At 69.3% G+C, this 1,373-nt stretch carries 1 protein-coding gene; it reads right to left on the bottom strand.

The features are described from left to right. Positions 1 to 1,340 (bottom strand): FAD-dependent oxidoreductase (locus tag ON33_RS28915; protein WP_063711086.1); only part of this gene is annotated, 1,340 nt, incomplete at its 3' end. Positions 1,341 to 1,373: the final 33 nt, after the last annotated feature.

Genomic DNA, 1,373 nt, shown 5'->3' with positions numbered 1-1,373 from the left:
GGTTCGGAGGCGGCCAGCATGTCCTCGCGCTCGACGACCTTGACCCGCTCGCGGCCCTGCGGCTCGCCCAGGGCGCGCTCGTGCGCGTCGAGGCGGTACCAGCCGGCCCAGGTGGTGAACGGGATGCCCTTGCCCTCGAGGAAGTCGGTGACGGCGTCCAGTTCCGGCTTGGGGGCCGGGGTGAAGTTCGCGGCGTCGTCGAGCAGGCAGGCGATGGTCTCGTTGGCGTCGCCCTTGGTGTGGCCGATGAGGCCGACCGGGCCGCGCTTGATCCAGCCGGTCACGTAGGTAGCGGGCTCGTAGCGGTCCGCGCCGTCGGCGTCCTCGTCGACCAGCACGCGACCGGCCTCGTTGGGCACGGTGCCGGCCTGGTCGTCGAAGGGCAGCGACGGGATGTTCTGCGACAGGTAGCCGACCGCGCGGTATACGGCCTGGATGTCCCAGTCCTTGAATTCGCCGGTGCCCTTGCAGTTTCCGGTGCCGTCGAGCTGGGTGCGCTCGGTGCGCAGGCCGACGACCTTGCCGTCCGCGCCCAGGATCTCCGACGGGTTCTCGAAGAAGTGCAGGAACAGCTTGTGCGGGCGCTCGCCGACATCGCGAATGGCCCACTGCTCCAAGGTGTTGCAGATCATGTCGACCTGCTTGGAGTGGCGGCGCGCGGCCTCGGAGCCCTCGTCGTAGTCGATGTCCTCGGGATCGACGATGACCTCGATGGTCGGCGAGTGGTCGAGCTCGCGCAGCTCGAGCGGGGTGAACTTGGCTTGGGCCGGGCCGCGGCGGCCGAACACGTGGACCTCGCGGGCCTTGTTCTCGCGCAGGCCGTCGTAGACGTTCGGCGGGATCTCGGTCGGCAGCAGCTCGTCGCCGGTCTTGGCGAGCACGCGGGCCACGTCGAGGGCGACGTTGCCGACGCCGAGGACGGCGACCTTCTCCGCGTCCAGCGGCCAGGTGCGCGGCACGTCCGGGTGGCCGTCGTACCAGGAGACGAAGTCGGCGGCGCCGTAGGAGCCGTCCAGGTCGATGCCCGGGACCTCGAGGGCGCGGTCGGCGTTGGCGCCGGTGGAGAAGATCACCGCGTCGTAGAACTGACGCAGGTCCTCGAGGGTGATGTCGACGCCGTAGTCGATATTGCCGAGCAGGCGGACCTGCGGCTTGTCGAGGACCTTGTGCAGGGCGGTGATGATGCCCTTGATGCGCGGGTGATCGGGCGCGACGCCGTAGCGGATCAGGCCGAAGGGCGCGGGCATGCGCTCGTAGAGGTCGATGCTCACTTCGGCATCGGACTTCATCAAGGCATCGGCGGCGTAAATACCGGCCGGGCCTGCGCCCACGATCGCAATGCGTAGCGGGCGGGTCGCTGCACTCTGTTCGGT

The organism is Nocardia niigatensis NBRC 100131, assembly GCF_000308655.1.
Lineage (GTDB): Bacteria > Actinomycetota > Actinomycetes > Mycobacteriales > Mycobacteriaceae > Nocardia > Nocardia niigatensis.
Note: the sequence above shows the minus strand (reverse complement) of the source record. Positions and strands in the feature narration are given on the sequence as shown.